Annotated in this window: 16 protein-coding genes; 10 read left to right on the top strand and 6 right to left on the bottom strand. The window is 67.6% G+C overall.

Features of this window, described 5'->3' with window-relative positions; all coding sequences use genetic code 11:
- Positions 1–78: 78 nt before the first annotated feature.
- The gene (locus tag CHB74_RS08345) at positions 79–1818 is read right to left on the bottom strand and encodes a DUF4153 domain-containing protein (protein ID WP_089219174.1); all 1740 of its coding nucleotides are present in this window, start codon (positions 1816–1818) and stop codon (positions 79–81) included.
- Between the two features lie 144 nt (positions 1819–1962).
- Between CHB74_RS08345 and CHB74_RS08340 the strand changes: the two genes are divergently transcribed.
- Both CHB74_RS08340 and ruvX read left to right on the top strand, forming a co-directional pair.
- A complete protein-coding gene (locus tag CHB74_RS08340) occupies positions 1963–3105 on the top strand; it encodes a DUF3089 domain-containing protein (RefSeq protein ID WP_179220768.1) in 1143 nt (380 codons plus the stop codon).
- A complete protein-coding gene (gene ruvX / locus CHB74_RS08335) occupies positions 3102–3560 on the top strand; it encodes a Holliday junction resolvase RuvX (protein ID WP_089219172.1) in 459 nt (152 codons plus the stop codon). The genes CHB74_RS08340 and ruvX overlap by 4 nt, the downstream gene beginning before the upstream one ends.
- Before the next feature lie 22 nt (positions 3561–3582).
- On the opposite strand, the gene CHB74_RS08330 is transcribed toward ruvX, so the two are convergent.
- Together CHB74_RS08330 and CHB74_RS08325 are read right to left on the bottom strand one after the other, a co-directional pair.
- Positions 3583–4023, bottom strand: coding sequence for a DUF805 domain-containing protein (locus CHB74_RS08330; RefSeq protein ID WP_089219171.1), 441 nt, complete (start codon positions 4021–4023; stop codon positions 3583–3585).
- Positions 4024–4165: 142 nt separating this feature from the next.
- On the bottom strand, positions 4166–5674 hold the full coding sequence (locus CHB74_RS08325) for a YifB family Mg chelatase-like AAA ATPase (RefSeq protein ID WP_089219170.1): 1509 nt from the start codon (positions 5672–5674) through the stop codon (positions 4166–4168).
- A 181-nt stretch (positions 5675–5855) separates the two neighbouring features.
- Between CHB74_RS08325 and CHB74_RS08320 the strand changes: the two genes are divergently transcribed.
- The 7 genes from CHB74_RS08320 (at position 5856) to CHB74_RS08290 (ending at position 10139) form a co-directional block, all read left to right on the top strand.
- Complete coding sequence (locus tag CHB74_RS08320) at positions 5856–6164, top strand: hypothetical protein (RefSeq protein ID WP_089219169.1); 309 nt, start codon at positions 5856–5858, stop codon at positions 6162–6164.
- A 125-nt stretch (positions 6165–6289) separates the two neighbouring features.
- Positions 6290–6424 (top strand): 50S ribosomal protein L34, encoded by a 135-nt coding sequence (rpmH, locus tag CHB74_RS08315; protein WP_010125178.1) that lies wholly within the window; start codon positions 6290–6292, stop codon positions 6422–6424.
- An 86-nt stretch (positions 6425–6510) separates the two neighbouring features.
- Positions 6511–6777 carry a ribonuclease P protein component gene (gene rnpA / locus CHB74_RS08310; protein WP_245842739.1) on the top strand — a complete coding sequence of 89 codons (267 nt, stop codon included), beginning with the start codon at positions 6511–6513 and terminating at the stop codon, positions 6775–6777.
- Positions 6774–6986 (top strand): membrane protein insertion efficiency factor YidD, encoded by a 213-nt coding sequence (gene yidD, locus CHB74_RS08305; RefSeq protein ID WP_089219168.1) that lies wholly within the window; start codon positions 6774–6776, stop codon positions 6984–6986. Before rnpA ends, yidD begins: the two co-directional genes overlap by 4 nt.
- A 17-nt stretch (positions 6987–7003) precedes the next feature.
- Positions 7004–8710, top strand: coding sequence for a membrane protein insertase YidC (yidC, locus tag CHB74_RS08300; protein WP_089219167.1), 1707 nt, complete (start codon positions 7004–7006; stop codon positions 8708–8710).
- Positions 8707–9369, top strand: a complete 663-nt coding sequence (gene yihA, locus CHB74_RS08295) for a ribosome biogenesis GTP-binding protein YihA/YsxC (RefSeq protein ID WP_245842738.1) — start codon at positions 8707–8709, stop codon at positions 9367–9369. Before yidC ends, yihA begins: the two co-directional genes overlap by 4 nt.
- A gap of 101 nt (positions 9370–9470) precedes the next feature.
- Positions 9471–10139 (top strand): glutathione S-transferase family protein, encoded by a 669-nt coding sequence (locus CHB74_RS08290; RefSeq protein ID WP_089219294.1) that lies wholly within the window; start codon positions 9471–9473, stop codon positions 10137–10139.
- Between the two features lie 61 nt (positions 10140–10200).
- On the opposite strand, the gene CHB74_RS08285 is transcribed toward CHB74_RS08290, so the two are convergent.
- A complete protein-coding gene (locus CHB74_RS08285; RefSeq protein ID WP_089219293.1) occupies positions 10201–11433 on the bottom strand; it encodes a chloride channel protein in 1233 nt (410 codons plus the stop codon).
- A gap of 83 nt (positions 11434–11516) precedes the next feature.
- A complete protein-coding gene (locus CHB74_RS08280; RefSeq protein WP_089219166.1) occupies positions 11517–11966 on the bottom strand; it encodes a cupin domain-containing protein in 450 nt (149 codons plus the stop codon).
- A 46-nt stretch (positions 11967–12012) separates the two neighbouring features.
- Between CHB74_RS08280 and dapE the strand changes: the two genes are divergently transcribed.
- A complete protein-coding gene (dapE, locus tag CHB74_RS08275) occupies positions 12013–13149 on the top strand; it encodes a succinyl-diaminopimelate desuccinylase (protein ID WP_089219165.1) in 1137 nt (378 codons plus the stop codon).
- 1 nt (position 13150) lies between these two features.
- On the opposite strand, the gene CHB74_RS08270 is transcribed toward dapE, so the two are convergent.
- Positions 13151–14842, bottom strand: coding sequence for a putative bifunctional diguanylate cyclase/phosphodiesterase (locus tag CHB74_RS08270; protein WP_089219164.1), 1692 nt, complete (start codon positions 14840–14842; stop codon positions 13151–13153).
- Positions 14843–14854: the final 12 nt, after the last annotated feature.

Raw genomic sequence — 14854 nt, 5'->3', positions numbered from 1 at the left:
ACGCAAAGTAGCGGAAGGCCCGCAACTGCGGAGGTTGTGGCCCCCCGCCTTCGCTGGGATGACGATAAGGGCCCGAAGCTATTCGAACACGTCCCCCACCGGCTTGCCGCCTACGAAAACCTGCCGGCGCTTCACCTCGCGCACCTCGATCTCGCCGCGTTCGGCAGCCGCGCGCTGGATCGCGATCTCCGCGGCATCCGGCTTCGTGGCTTCAGTGCGATCGAAGGCGCGGGCCCAATCCCCCTGCGGCGTCCGCACCATCAGGCGCGGCTCCGCGCGGCACGTATCGCATTCGCCCCACCAGTGGACGAGCACCGCATCATCCGCGCCGGGCACGTAGCGAATGATGCACCGGCTCGGCGTGTCCTTGCGCCCGCAACCGCGAAATTCGCGTACCGCCGCAGCGACAAGCTGCCCCGGCAGCGGCACAGGCGACGGCACCACCTTCACACGCTCCGCAAAGACCGCGTCGGCATCCGGGTGGCGATCGCGGCCAGCCAGTTCCCACCGATCCTTCGCCGCCAGCGCCTTCACCGCCTCCGCCCTGATCGTCGCGTTCGGTGATTTCGCCAGCCGCTCCACCGCCTTGCGCCCCTGCGGCCCGAAATCGAAGGCGAGCGCCGCCCAGTCGAACCGCTCCGGCTTCAGCTTGCCCGCTTCCAGCCGCACCACTTGGCTGCGCACCGAAAGCGTGCCGAAATTCACCAGCGGCGTCGACAGCAGCAGCATCAGCGCGCACAGGCCGATGGCGAGACGGATATTCGCCGGCCGCGCCGCGTCTGCCCAGTTCAGCCGCCTGCGGATCAGCGCCACCCAATAAGCGACGCCGATGGCGCAGGTGACGATGATGAAGGTCAGCGCCCACAGCCGGCTCGGCGTCAGGCCATATTGATCGAGCCGAAGCCCCGTGGAGATCGCCGCGATCGCGGCCAGCGGCAGCATCACCGCCGCCAGCGCGACGCCCGCCCAGCGCAGCAGCGGGTTCTTCGCCTCATCCTCCGGCCCGTCGCCGATCACGTCATTGGCGAGGATGAAGGCGCCGGCGAAGCAGCTCAGCAGGATCGGCGTCGTTTCCCGCGTCGCCTCCCACAAGGGCTTCAGCCCGGTGAAGATCGTCGCGATCAGGAAGATCACCAGCCCCGCGCCCAGCACCGGCGCCAGCACCGAAAGCACGACGATCACGACCCGCTGGAACATGTGGACGATGCGATCCTGATCGCGCAGCAATCCGATCGCTGCGCCGAGCGCGACCCCGCTCAGCATCCAGCCGAACCACTCCTTGTTGATCAGGTCGCGCAGCAGCTTGATGCCGATCAGCTGGAACAATTCGCTCAACAGGAACGCCAGCAGCCAGGTGACGCCGACGAAGATCAGCGCAAGGCCGCCCAGCACCACATTGTTCCAGGCGTGGCTGTGGACGACGCGATAGGGCAATGTGCGGCGCCCTTCATCCCGCATCGTCTGGAACAGCGGCGCGGCGATTCCGATCGCCAGCACGCCGCAGAAGAAGCGCCAGCCATCATTGGCATCCCAGCGCCCCGGACCGCCATTCCAGTAGATCGCCGACGCGACGACAAGCCCGGCAAGGACCGCGAACCCGGCCGACCAGCTTGCCCGCACCCGTTCCAGCGTCAGCGCGAAGGCGATGCCGGCCATGCCCAGGAAGGTGGCCGCCGCCAGCCGCACGGCATCGTCCGTCATGCGATAGCGATCGGGCACATCGGTCAGCCCGTGGATGGCAAGGCCGATGGCCCCGCCCAGCGCGGCCAGCGCCCAGGCCCGTTCCGGCCATGCCGGCGTCTCGTCCACCTTCTCCATGCCCGGCCCCTACCGTCTGATCGGGCGGGAGATTAGCGCGATCGCCATGGAATGCGATCCCTTCCGCCATCGGCAAACTTGTCTTTGCCCGCGATTGCCCGCTACGCACGCCCGCGATTGCAATTTTCCAGCGTGCAAATTTTCATGTTGCACTGCACAAATGGAGCTACGACATTGCCCGCACGCCGTTTCCTTTATGTCATCGCGGGTGTGATCGTGCTGTTATTGGCCGCCGGTATCGGCTGGAATCTGTTTCAGGATCGCCTGCTGCGCGCGGCCTTCGTGCCCTCGGCACCCTTCGCCCCGCTCGCCGATGCCACCGCGCCCGATTATGCCGGGGCCGCCGCCTGGCTCGCCCGGCCGGACCTGCCCGACGATCCGTCGCGCTTCGTGGCGCCCGGCTTTGCCCGCGCGGAGCGGCCCGATGTCGCGGTCTTCTATGTGCCGCCGACCAGCTATTTGAAGAGCGACCGCTGGAACGCCCCGCTGGACGATGCCGAAGCCAATGAAAAGCTGCGCCTGTTCGCGTCGTCGCAGGCCAGCGCGTTCAACGGCATGGGCGCGATCTGGGCGCCGCGTTACCGGCAGGCGACGCTCGGCGCGTTCCTGACGGCGGACGCCAACGCCACCGCCGCGATCGACTTCGCCTATCAGGATGTCGCCCGCGCCTTCGATGCCTTCCTGGCGCAGATCCCGCAATCGCGGCCGATCCTGCTGGCCGGGCACAGCCAGGGTGCGCTGCACCTGATGCGGCTGATGGCGGAACGGGTGGCCGGCAAGCCCGTCGCGCACCGCATCGTCGCAGCCTATGTGGTCGGCTGGCCGGTATCGCAGACGGCCGATCTGCCGGCGATGGGCCTGCCCGCCTGCACCGGCCCGAACGAGCCGGGTTGCGTGCTTTCGTGGCAGAGCTTCGCCGAACCGGCCGACACCCATCTCATCACCGATATCTATGCGGCGACCCACGGGCTTACCGGCGCCGCGCGCAAGGGCACGCCGATGCTGTGCACCAACCCGATCACCGGCGCGCCCGCCACCGCCGCGCTGCCGGGCGCCAATCTCGGCGCCCTGGTGCCCGATGCCCGGATGCAGAATGCCGAATTGAAGCCTGGGCTGGTGCCCGCGCGCTGCGATGCATCGGGCTTTTTGATGATCGGCGTCGCGCCCAAGGGCTATGGCGGCTATGTGCTGCCCGGCGGCAATTTCCATGTGTTCGATTATGCGTTGTTCTGGGCCAATATCCGCGCCGACGCCGAAGCCCGCGCCAAGGCGTTCATGGCCCGATGATCACGCAGAGCATCCTCGATTATCGCGACGCCTTTCCCGAAGGCGGCCGGCTGGCCGGGCTCGATGTCGGCACCAAGACGATCGGCGTCGCCCTGTGCGATGCGATGTGGACGATCGCCAGCCCCGCCGAACTGATCGAGCGGCGCAAATTCTCGGTCGATCTCGCGCGGCTCCGCCAGCTTTTCGAAGCACAGTCGGTGCGCGGCGTGGTCGTCGGCCTGCCGCTCAACATGGACGGCAGTGATAGCCCGCGCACCCAGTCGGTCCGCGCCTTCTGTCGCAATCTCGAACCGCTCGGCCTGCCCGTGCTGCTGTGGGACGAACGCTGGTCGACAGCCGCCGTCACCCGCACATTGCTGGAAGCCGATGCCAGCCGCGCGCGCCGCGCCGAACTGGTCGACAAGATGGCGGCGGCCTATATCCTGCAGGGCGCGATCGACGCCTTGACGCGCTGATCGCGCCCCGCCGGTCAGCCGGTCAGCTGAACTTTTCCGCCAGTTCGGCCGGCGTGTCGCCCTTCGGGTCCGGCCCGAAACGGTTCGGCCCCTTGGTGCCATCGGTGCAATAGAAGACCAGCAGCACGATCGTGCCGATGATCGGCACCAGCCCGATCAGGATCCACCAGCCCGAACGATCGGTGTCGTGCAGCCGCCGCACCCCCACGGCCAGCGACGGCAGGAACAGCGCCAGCATCGCGATCGCCGTCAATATCCCGCCTTGCGAATTGAACCCCACGGCGGCGCTCGTATCGCTTAGATCGGCGTAACGGCTGGTCGTGCCGAAGCCGAGCATGGAATCGAGGAACATCGCGATCACGTAGATGATGAACACCAGCAACACGAACATCCAATATTCCTTCCGGCGCGATCGGCCGGAAAACTGGGCATAGCGCTTGAGCGGCAGAAGCATCCATTCCATGATTGCCCTCCTGTTCACCCGCGCATCTTTCGCGTGATCTGGTCGGCGCGGGCCCGCATGCAGCCTATCCTAATGTTGCGCCTGCGGAAATAGGGCCGATTCGAGACGGATTCGGCCCCCGGCCGCATCACGGCCGGCCCGCCTAGCTGGCCGGCGCGCGCCGGCGATAGCTCAGTGCCTCGGCGATATGGACACGCCCTACCCCGTCGCTCCCCGCCAGATCCGCCACCGTGCGCGCCACGCGCAGCACCCGATGATAGCCGCGCGCGGACAGGCGCATCGCTTCGGCCGCCTGCGCCAGCAGCTTGCGCCCGGCATCGTCGGGCGCGGCCACGCGATCGAGCAGTTCGCCATCCGCCTCGGCATTGGTGCGAACGTCATGGCCGGCATAGCGCGCCGTTTGCACCTGGCGCGCGGCGGCAACGCGGGCCGCCACCTCAGCCGAACCCTCCGCCGGCGGCGGCAGGACGAGATCGGCCGCGCTGACCGCCGCGACCTCCACATGCAGGTCGATGCGATCAATCAACGGGCCGGACAGCTTGGCCTGATAATCGGCGGCGCAGCGCGGCGCCCGCGCGCAGGCGAGCGCGGCATCGCCGAGATGGCCGCAGCGGCAGGGGTTCATCGCCGCGATCAACTGCACGCGCGCCGGAAAGCTGACATGCGCATTGGCCCGCGCGACCGATACGGTGCCGGTTTCCAGCGGCTGGCGCAGCGAATCGAGCACCGCGCGCTGAAATTCGGGCAGTTCGTCGAGGAACAATACGCCCAGATGCGCCAAGCTCACCTCGCCCGGCCGCACGCGCAGCCCGCCGCCGACCAGCGCCGCCATCGACGCGGAATGATGCGGGCTGCGATAGGGCCGTTGGCGGATCAGCCGCCCCTCGCGCAGTTCGCCCGCCACGCTGGCCACCATCGACACTTCCAGCGCCTCGGGCGGGGTCAGTTCGGGCAATATGCCCGGCAGGCAGGACGCCATCAGCGATTTGCCCGAACCCGGCGGGCCGCTCATCAACAGATTATGCCCGCCGGCCGCCGCGATCTCCAGCGCGCGCTTGGCGGTTTCCTGCCCCTTCACCTGCCGCAGATCGGGGCCGCCAACAGGCGCTTCGGCTACGCCCGGCACCGGCGGCGATATCTGCTGATGCCCCTTGAAATGGTTGAGCAGCGCCAGCAGGTCGGGCGCGCCGATCACCTCGATCGTCCCCGCCCAGGCGGCTTCCGGCCCCTGCGCCGCCGGGCAGATCAGCCCGAGATCGCGCGACGAGGCGTGGAGCGCGGCGAGCAGCACGCCCGGCGACGGCGCGACCCGCCCGTCAAGGCCCAGTTCGCCCACCACCAGAAAGGAGGCCAGCGTCTCGGCATCCACCACCCCCATCGCGCCGAGCAGGCCGAGCGCGATCGGCAGATCATAATGCGATCCTTCCTTGGGCAGATCGGCGGGCGAAAGATTGACGGTGATCCGCCGGGGCGGCAGCGCCAGCCCGATCGCGGACAGCGCCGCGCGCACCCGTTCGCGGCTTTCGGCGACCGCCTTGTCCGGCAGGCCGACGACCACGAAGGCGGGAACCCCCGGCCCCACCTGCACCTGCACCTCAACCGCGCGCGCCTCCAGCCCCAGAAAGGCCACCGTCGCGACATGCGCCACCATCGGACACCCCCGTGCCGCCCCTATGTTCGCGCCATGTTCTAAACAGGCTTCTTGCTCCGAGTCGAGACGGCACAGACACTTAGCGAAAAGCCGCCACATTCCGTCGGGCGGGGCCGCCATTTCGTCGAACCGCGGCGTCCCTCGCCTTGCGACTGTCATCATCGCTCCCCACCTTGGGGACATGGATATCGTCCGCCGCTGGAAGGCGCTCGGCCGCAACGAGCATGTGCGGCTCACCCTGTTCGTGATCGGGTGCGCCCTGGTGCTGATGGCGCCGGTCGTCGGGCTGTTGCCCGGCCCGGGCGGCGTGCTGGTGTTCGCGATCGGCGCGGGCATGGCGCTCAAGAATTCGCTCTGGGCTAAGAAGCGTTATGTCGCCTTCAAGAAGCGCTGGCCGAAACAGGGCGCCTGGACCGACTGGGGCCTGCGCCGGCGGAGCGCGAAGCGGCGCGATGCCATCGCCAAGGGCAAGGCCGCCGTCCACGATTGACCGCGTAGGCCCCATGCGACAGACTCGAAACGCATTGACTTTCGCGCGCCACCTGCCTATCCGCGCCACCGACAGAGGCCGTCCCTTGGGCGGCCCTTTTCAGTTTCGATGATAGGGAATGAACGATGAAGCGCACCTTCCAGCCGAGCAACCTTGTGCGCAAGCGTCGCCACGGCTTCCGCTCGCGTTCGGCGACCCCGGGCGGCCGCAAGGTGCTCGCGGCGCGTCGCGCTCGCGGCCGCAAGTCGCTCTCGGCCTGAGCCAACAGAAGACAGGTCGCGCCGGGCTGATCACGCTCAACCGGCGCGCCGACTTCCTGGCCGCGAACAGCGGCCGGCGGGCTCCGATGCCGGGCTTCGTGCTGCTCGTGCGCCCGCGCAACGACGGATCGGATGCGATTCGCGTTGGCTATACGATCACCAAGAAGATCGGCGGCGCCGTCATCCGCAACCGCATGAAGCGTCGCTTTCGCGAGATTGCGGCGGAATTGCTGCCGGCCGAAGGCATCGCCGGTGCCGATCATGTATTGATCGGCCGCGCGGGCGGAATCGAACGCCCCTTTGCCGATCTGCGCCGCGAACTTTCCAAGGCGCTGGCCAAGGCCCGCCGATGATGGCGCGCATCCTCATTCTGCTGGCAAAGGGCTGGCAATACGGCCCTTCGGCGGTGTTGCCGCCCTCCTGCCGCTATCATCCTTCATGTTCGGCCTATGCGATCGAGGCTCTACAGCGCTATGGGGCGCTGAAGGGTGGCTGGCTCGCGGCCAGACGAATCCTCAGATGCCACCCTTGGGGGGGATCTGGCATCGACCCGGTACCTTGAATTCAGGAGCTTGATCCGTGGAGAATTGGCGCAACGTGGTGCTGGCGTGCGTATTGTCGCTGCTGGTGCTGTTCGGCTGGCCATATGTGGCGAACCATTTCTTCCCGCCGGCGAATCCGCCCGCGACGAAGATCGTGGACGGCAAGTCGGTGCCGCTGCCCGCTCCCGGCGCCACCCCGGCGGCCGATGCCCCCGCGGCGATTCGCGCGCGTGCGGTGGTGTTGAAGGAAAGCCCCCGCGTCGCGATCGATACGCCGCGCCTCAAGGGCTCGATCAACCTCAAGGGCGCCCGCATCGACGATCTGGTGATGGTGAGCTATCGCGAAACCATCGCCAAGAACGCGCCGCCGGTGCGCCTGCTCTCACCGGGCGGCACGGTGGACGGCTATTTCGCCGCCTTCGGCTTCTCGGGTGACGGCGTGGCCGCGCCCAGCGATCAGACCGTGTGGCAGACCAGCGATACCGTGCTCGCCCCGGGCAAGCCGGTCACGCTCAGCTGGCGCAACGATGTCGGCCAGCTGTTCACCATCAAACTTTCGGTCGATGAAAATTACCTGTTCACGATCGAACAGGGCGTCGCCAACGGTTCGGCCAACGCCATCGCCGTCCGCCCCTGGTCGCTGGTCAGCCGCACCGGCCACAGCAAGGATCCGGATAGCTGGACGATCCACACCGGGCCGATCGGCACGTTCAACGGCTCGACCAACTATAGCGTGAACTTCAAGGATCTCGACGAAGGCGAAGCGCCCCGTTTCAATTCCACCGGCGGCTGGCTCGGCTTCGGCGACAAATATTGGCTGACGGCGCTCGCGCCCGATCAGTCCAAGGCGTTCGAGGCGGGTTTCCGTCGCGGCGGCACGGATCGCTACCAGGCCGATTTCTCGACCGCGCCGGTCGTGCTCCAGCCGGGCAAGGCGATCACCACCAAGTCGCACTTCTTCGCCGGCGCCAAGGAAGTCGCGGTGCTCGATGCCTATAAGAAGCATCAGGGCTTCGTGAATTTCGACCGCGCGATCGACTGGGGCTGGTTCATCTGGTTCGAAAAGCCGATCTTCTATGTGCTCGACTGGCTGTTCAAGCTGGCCGGCAATTTCGGCGTGGCGATCATCCTGCTCACCTGCATCGTGCGCGGCCTGATGTTCCCGATCGCGCAGAAGCAGTTCGCCTCGATGGCGGCGATGCGCGCGGTGCAGCCGAAGATGAAGGAAATCCAGGAGCGCTATAAGGACGACAAGCAGAAGATGCAGCAGGAGCTGCTGGCCCTTTACCAGAAGGAAAAGGTCAACCCGCTCGCCGGCTGCCTGCCCATCCTGCTCCAGATCCCGATCTTCTACGCGCTCTACAAGGTGCTGATGCTGACCATCGAAATGCGTCACCAGCCGTTTGTCGCGTGGATCAAGGATCTGTCGGCGCCCGATCCGATGACGCCGCTCAACCTGTTCGGCCTGCTCGATTTCGCTCCGCCGGCCTTCCTGGCGATCGGCGTGCTGCCGATCCTGCTCGGCATCACCATGTATCTGCAGTTCAAGCTCAACCCGGCCCCGATGGATCCGGTCCAGCAGCAGGTCTTCTCGATCATGCCGTGGATCTTCATGTTCATCATGGCGCCGTTCGCGGCCGGCCTGCAGCTTTACTGGACCGTCTCCAACCTGCTGACGATCGCGCAGCAGAAGTGGCTCTACAGCCGCCATCCGGGGCTGATCGCGGCGGAAGGGAAAGCGTGACCGACGCCCCCACCCCCGCCCCCGATGCGCTGTCGGCGGAACTGATCGAGGATGCGCGCCGGCTCTTCGCGGGGCCGGTCGCCTTCCTCAAGTCGGCGCCCGCGCTCCACTTCCTGCCCGATCCGGTCGTGCCGGAAGTGGCGTTCGCCGGCCGTTCCAATGTCGGCAAGTCGTCGCTGCTCAACGCGCTCGCCAACCGCAACGGGCTGGCCCGCACGTCGAACACGCCGGGCCGCACGCAGGAACTGAACTTCTTCGACGTGGGCGAGCCGCTGCGGCTCCGCCTCGTCGACATGCCCGGCTACGGCTTCGCCAAGGCGCCGAAGGACATGGTGAAGAAGTGGCGCTTCCTGGTGAACGATTATCTGCGCGGCCGCGCCGTGCTGAAGCGCGCGCTGGTGCTGATCGACAGCCGCCACGGCATCAAGGACGTCGATCGCGACGTGATGAAGATGCTTGACGAGGCCGCGGTTTCCTATCGCCTCGTCCTCACCAAGATCGACAAGATCAAGGCGAGCGAGCTGGTGGCCGTCACCGAACGCACCGTGGCCGAAGCCCGCAAGCATGTCGCCGCGCACCCGGAAATCCTCGCCACGTCCAGCGAAACCGGCTTCGGCATGGCCGAACTGCGCGCCGCAGTGCTGGAATCGGTCCTCTAGAGCGGTTTTCGATCCCGGCCGCGAAGCCGCAGGCCGGCAAAACCCGAACAAGTTTAGGGTGACGGTTGAGTGTGCGGCTTCGGCGCTCTATGCCGCAAGCCATGCTCAAGCTCTTCATCGGCAACAAGGCCTATTCCTCCTGGTCCATGCGCGGCTGGCTTGCGGTCCGGCAATCCGGCCTGGATTTCGAGGAAATGGTGGTTCCCCTCTATGACGAGGATTGGAACAAGCGCCGCGAAGGCGACGAGTTCGCTCCCTCCTCCGGCAAGGTGCCGATCCTGTGGGACGGCGATATCGTCGTGTGGGACAGCCTCGCCATCATCGAATATCTCGCCGATCAGGTAGGCCGCGAGAAATTCTGGCCGGAGGACAATGCCGCGCGCGCGATGGCGCGGTCGATGGCGGCGGAAATGCATTCCAGCTTCGCCAATCTGCGGCGCGAGCATTCGATGAATGTGCGCCGCCGCTATCCGCCCCAGCCGCTCAGCGACGGCACGACGCAGGATGTGATGCGCATCGTCTCGCTCTGGGCCGAGGCGCGGGCACGCTTCGGCGGCACCGGCCCCTATCTGTTCGGCGAATATGGCGCGGCGGACATCATGTTCGCGCCCGTCATCACCCGTTTCATCACCTATTCGATCCCGGTGCCGCGCTTCGCCCACCCCTATATGGAAGCGGTGATGGGCCATCCCGACGTGAAGGCGTGGCTTGAAGGCGCCTATGCCGAAAGCTGGGTGATCGAAAAGTTTGAGGCCCCGCCGATCGCCTGACCCGCAAACCGAGCGACGCTGGCCAAGCCAGGCGTCGCTCCGTTACCAAACGCGCCGCGGATCAGCCCCCGCCACGGTTCATGAACGGCCGGGCAAGCCCGTGATATAGCCGTTCGCGGCATACCAGCGCGCTCACCCGATCGGCGATCAGCGCGGCGGCGAACAGCGGCAGGATCAGCCCCCGGCTCGCCGTGGTCTCGCTGATGATGATGACGGCGGTCAGCGGCGCGCGGACGACGCCGACGAAATAAGCGCACATGGCCAGCACCACCACCGCGCCGGCCGGATCATGCGGGAAAAGCGGGGTCAGCAGGTTGCCGACGCCCGCCCCCACCGCCAGCGACGGCGCGAAGATGCCGCCGGGCGTTCCGCTCATGCTCGTCGCCAGCGTCGCCAGGAATTTGGCGGGGCCGAACCACAAAGCGTCACCCTGCCCTTCGACCAGGCTGCGGGTCGCCTCATAGCCCGTTCCCCAGGTCGATCCGGTCAGCACGCCGACCGCCGCAACCACCAGTCCGCAGCCGCCGGCCAGCAGCACCGGCCGCGCCTTGATGCGCGCGATGCGGGGATGTTCGGCCGCCTGCCAGCGCAGCATCGTCCGCGCGAACAGGCCACCGCCCAGCCCCCCGACGATACCGGCGATCGGCGTGATCAGCAGGGTGGAGCCGACGTCCAGCGTCTGCCGCATCGCCCCGAAATAGATATAGTCGCCTGCGATGCCGAGGCTGACGAGGCCGGAGATCATCACCGCCGCCATCACCATCACCGCCACGCGCTGCTCATAGGCGGCAGCCAGTTCCTCGATCGCGAAGGCGACCCCGGCCAGCGGCGTATTGAACGCCGCCGCAACACCCGCCGCGCCGCCCGCGATCATCACGCCCGCCGTTACCGGCACGCGCAGCAGCCGGTGGAAAGCCGCCATGATCGCGGCGCTCACCTGCACGGTCGGCCCTTCGCGCCCCACCGATCCGCCCGCGCCGAGCACCGCCACCGTCATCACCAGCTTCACCAATGCGGTGCGCAGCGAAACCAGCGGCCCCGTGGCCTCGCGCTCGGGCGCGCGCGACGCGGCGATCACCTGCGGGATGCCCGATCCGCTCGCCTCGATCGCCCAGCGGCGCGTGGCCCAGGCGACGGCCGCGAAGACCAGCGGGGTCAGCAGCAAGGGCGCATAGGGCCATTGTGCCACCAGCGCGGAAAATCGCCGCTGCGCATGATCGCCCATCGCCGCGAAGCCCAGCGCCACCAGCCCCAGCAGCACCGCCGCCACGCCGGTGGCGATGCGCCGCCGCATCACCTGCCACTGGCCCGCCCGGCGCTGATGCCATTGCCAGATACGAAAACGCCGCCGCAGCCGATCGACCAATGGATGCACAGTCACAGGCGGCTTCCGTCCTTCCGGCAATAGTTCAGCGTCCGGCCGTCGATATGCAGGTCGATGTCGGGATAATGGCAGGCGCTGGCCGCCTTGCGCCCGATCGCCACGAAGACGCAAGGCGCCGCGCCCTCGTTCACCAGATGATGGCCGTTCGCCTGCCCCTTGGGGAAAGCCGCGCAATCGCCCGCGCGCATCGGCGTGCGCGCATCCTCCTCCACCAGCATCGCTTCGCCGGACAGGATGACGACGAACTCGTCCTCGCCCTCATGCCAGTGGCGCTGGCTCGACCAGCCACCCGGTTCCAGCACGACATGGCTGATGCCGAAATCCTCGATGCCGGCATCGGGGCCCAGCCTGCGATACCATCGCTTCGCCACCGCCGCGTCATAAGGTGGCGGATAGCCGGTCGCGTTGGTGGCCGGCGTGGCGTCCAGATCGATCTTGGGCATGGGAACAGGATAGGCAAAGCGCGGGCTTCCCGCTAGGCGGACGGACATGATCGACCCCGTAGCCCTGACCAGCCGCCTTATCGCCTGCCCCAGCGTCACGCCCGCCGATGCCGGCGCGCTCGACGTGATCGCGGAAGCGCTGGAGGAACTCGGCTTCACCGTCCACAGCTTCTGGGAAGGTGGGCCGCCCGATGGCCCGGTGCGCAACCTGTTCGCCAGCCGGGGCGAAGGCGGCCCGCACTTCGCCTTTGCCGGCCACAGCGACGTCGTGCCCGCCGGCGAAGGCTGGGCGACCGATCCTTTCGAACCCATCGTGCGCGGCGATCTGCTGCACGGGCGCGGCGCGGTCGACATGAAGGGCGCGGTCGCCGCCTTCATCGCCGCCGCCGCCCGCGTCAGCAACCATCAGGGCACGCTCAGCCTGATCATCACCGGCGACGAGGAAGGCCCCGCATCCCACGGCACCGTCGCGCTGATCGACTGGATGGACGCGCGCGGCATCCGGCCGGACATGTGCCTCGTCGGCGAACCCACGTCCGCCGCGCGGCTGGGGGACACGATCAAGATCGGCCGGCGCGGATCGGTCAACATGTGGATCGAGGTGCCCGGCACGCAGGGCCATGTCGCCTACCCGCATCTCGCCGACAATCCGGTCAGCCGGCTGGTCCGCATCCTCGACGAGGTGAAGGGGTGGACGCTCGACACCGGCAATCGCTGGTTCCAGCCGTCCAATCTGGAAGTGACCGACATCGCCGTCGGCAACCCCGCGACCAACGTGATCCCCGCCGCCGCCCGCGCGCGGCTCAACATCCGCTTCAACGACGAACAGCGCGGGCAGGATCTGATCGATCGCGTCCGCGAAGTCGTCACCCGCCACGCCCCACGCGGCACGGTGGAAGCCAAGATTTCGGGGGAGGCCTTCCTCACCGAACCCGGCACGCTGTCGACGCTCGTCACCGATGCCATCCGCCGCACGACCGGGCTCGACGCCGAATTGTCGACCAGCGGTGGCACGTCGGACGCGCGCTTCCTGTCGAAAATCTGCCCGGTGGTGGAATTCGGCCTGTGCAATGCAACCATGCACAAGCTGGACGAGGCCGTGGCCATCCCCGATCTTCACGCGCTGACGGACATTTACGCCGATATCATCGCCCACGCGCTCGGCGGCGGGCAGCAGGGCTGAATCAGGCCGTCGCCCGCGCCCCGTCCGGGTCGAAGGCGGCCAGCCAGGCCAACAAGGCGGGCTCGTCCATCGGGCGGGCGATCGCATAGCCCTGCACCGCGCCGCAGCCGATGGCGCGCAGCACGTCCTTCTGCGCCGCTTCTTCCACGCCTTCGGCCACCGCCTCGAACCCAAGGCCGTTGATCAGCGCGATCACCGAATGGATCAGCGTGCGCGCCTCGGCCGAATGGGTGACGTCCTGAATCAGGCTGCGGTCCAGCTTGACGCGATCGACCGGCAATTTGCGCAGCCGGGCCAGGTTGGAATAGCCGGTGCCGAAATCGTCGATCGCAACGCTGATGCCTTCGCAGCGCAGTTCGCGCAGCCCTTCCAGCACGGCATCGCTACCCTGCATCGCCAGCGTCTCGGTAATCTCGATCTCGACCCGCCCGATCGGCGCGCCCGTCTCGACGATCAGCGTGCGCAACCGCGCGAAGAAGCCCGGCTGGGCAAGCTGGCGGGGGCTGACATTGATCGCGATCCGCTGGTCCAGCCCCGCCGCGTGCCAGGCCGCCAGCGTGCGCAGCGCGCGCTGCAGCACCCAATCGCCGATCTCGCGGATCAGGCCGCATTCCTCGGCCGCATGGATGAACGCGTTGGGCAGCAGCAGCCCGCGCTCGGGATGACGCCAGCGCAACAGCGCCTCCACCGCCACCACCTCCTGCCCCGGCAAGCGCACCTGCGGCTGGAAGGCCAGCTCGAACTCGCCACGCTCGATCGCCCGGCGCAGCTCGCGCTCCAGTTGCAACCGCTGTTCGGCGGCGGCGTCCAGCTGGGCATCGAACCGGCGCACCTGCCGGCGCCCCTGCGCCTTGGCATGATACATGGCGATGTCCGCCGCGCGCATCAGCCCGATCAGATCGACGCCATTGTCCGGCGCGATCGCAAGGCCGATCGACGCGCCGACATCGATATTCTGCCCGGCGACGACAAAGGGTTCCGACAAGGCATGGAGCGCGCGCCAGGCCAGCCGTTCGGCATGGGCGCCATCGCGCACCACCGGGAACAATAGGGTAAACTCGTCGCCTGCCAGCCGGCCGATCACCGGGGTGGTATCGGGCCTTGTCGCCGGCACATCCACTTCGGCCCGCGCCGCCACCAGCCGCAGCCGGTTGGCGACCATCGCCAGCACTTCATCGCCGCAGGCATGGCCCATGCTGTCGTTGACGAACTTGAAGCGATCGAGATCGACGAACAGCAGGGCCGCCATCTCGTCGGCCTCGCGCCGCGCCAGCAGCCGTTCGGCGCTGCGGCGGAAATTGATGCGATTGGGCAGCTGCGTGACGGGATCGAACATCGCCAGCGTGTGCACGCTATCGAAATTGGCGCGCACCTGCGCGAACAGCCCGTCCATTGCGTCGGCAAGCTCGGGCAGCGTTTCGCGCACCTTTTCGGGCGCGGGTGACATCAGGTCGCCATCTGCCGCCGCGCGCAGGCGCAGGGCCAGCCGGTCCACCGCTTCGGCGACGCCGGCGATCGCGCGCTCGGCCGATGCCCAGCTCATCACGCCGCAGATCATCGCCGCAACCAGCGCGCCAAGCACATTCTTGCCACTGACCGAGCTTGTCCCCGCGAAAAGCGCGAGGATGAACACCACCGCACCGGCGCAAAGGGCGAAGGCGATCGCACGGCTTTTGAGAGACAGTCCCTCCATTATGCCGATGCC

It is taken from the genome of Edaphosphingomonas laterariae, from assembly GCF_900188165.1.
GTDB lineage: Bacteria > Pseudomonadota > Alphaproteobacteria > Sphingomonadales > Sphingomonadaceae > Sphingomonas_E > Sphingomonas_E laterariae.
Note: the sequence above shows the minus strand (reverse complement) of the source record. Positions and strands in the feature narration are given on the sequence as shown.